Origin of the sequence: Streptococcus mitis (genome assembly GCF_009496205.1) — a bacterium.
Taxonomy (GTDB): Bacteria; Bacillota; Bacilli; order Lactobacillales; family Streptococcaceae; genus Streptococcus; species Streptococcus mitis_BN.
On record NZ_WIJO01000103.1, the window covers coordinates 1 to 1,423 of the forward strand.

Annotated in this window: 1 protein-coding gene; it reads left to right on the top strand. The window is 50.2% G+C overall.

What is annotated here, in order from left to right:
- Positions 1 to 1,423: hypothetical protein (locus GEZ85_RS10255; protein ID WP_194251555.1), on the top strand; the 1,423-nt coding region annotated here is incomplete at both ends.

Below are 1,423 nucleotides of genomic sequence, written 5' to 3' on the forward strand. Positions count from 1 at the left end.
GTGCTTGCTGAGGTACTTGCGCTTGTTGAAGCCGATGTACTTGCTGACGTACTTGCGCTTGTTGAAGCCGATGTACTTGCTGACGTACTTGCACTTGTTGAGGCTGACGTGCTTGCTGACGTACTTGCGCTCGTTGAAGCCGATGTACTTGCTGACGTACTTGCACTTGTTGAAGCCGATGTACTTGCTGATGTACTTGCACTTGTTGAGGCAGATGTGCTAGCTGATGTACTTGCGCTTGTTGAAGCCGATGTACTTGCTGACGTACTTGCACTTGTTGAAGCTGACGTACTTGCTGATGTACTTGCGCTCGTTGAAGCTGAGGTACTTGCTGATGTACTTGCGCTTGTTGAAGCCGATGTACTTGCTGATGTACTTGCACTTGTTGAAGCTGAGGTACTTGCTGATGTACTTGCGCTTGTTGAAGCTGAGGTGCTTGCTGATGTACTTGCACTTGTTGAAGCTGAAGTGCTTGCTGATGTACTTGCGCTTGTTGAAGCCGATGTACTTGCTGATGTACTTGCGCTTGTTGAAGCTGAAGTACTTGCTGAGGTACTTGCACTTGTTGAGGCTGAAGTGCTAGCTGAAGTACTTGCGCTTGTTGAAGCTGAGGTGCTTGCTGATGTACTTGCTGACGTACTTGCACTTGTTGAAGCCGATGTACTTGCTGACGTGCTGGCACTTGTTGAGGCTGACGTGCTTGCTGAAGTACTTGCGCTCGTTGAAGCTGATGTGCTTGCTGACGTACTTGCGCTCGTTGAAGCTGAAGTGCTTGCTGAAGTACTTGCGCTGGTTGAAGCTGACGTACTTGCGCTCGTTGAAGCTGACGTACTTGCGCTTGTTGAAGCTGATGTACTTGCACTTGTTGAAGCTGAGGTGCTTGCTGACGTACTTGCACTTGTTGAAGCCGATGTGCTTGCTGACGTACTTGCGCTCGTCGAAGCTGATGTACTTGCTGACGTACTTGCGCTCGTTGAAGCTGATGTGCTAGCTGAAGTACTTGCGCTCGTTGAAGCCGACGTACTTGCTGACGTACTTGCGCTCGTTGAAGCTGATGTACTTGCTGACGTACTTGCGCTCGTTGAAGCTGATGTGCTAGCTGAAGTACTTGCGCTCGTTGAAGCCGACGTACTTGCTGACGTACTTGCGCTCGTTGAAGCTGATGTGCTTGCTGACGTACTTGCACTTGTTGAAGCTGAGGTACTTGCGCTCGTTGAAGCCGACGTACTTGCTGACGTACTTGCACTTGTTGAGGCTGAAGTGCTAGCCGATGTACTTGCGCTGGTTGAAGCCGATGTGCTTGCTGAGGTACTTGCGCTTGTTGAAGCCGATGTACTTGCTGACGTACTTGCGCTTGTTGAAGCCGATGTACTTGCTGACGTACTTGCACTTGTTGAGGCTGACGTGCTTGCTGACGTACTTG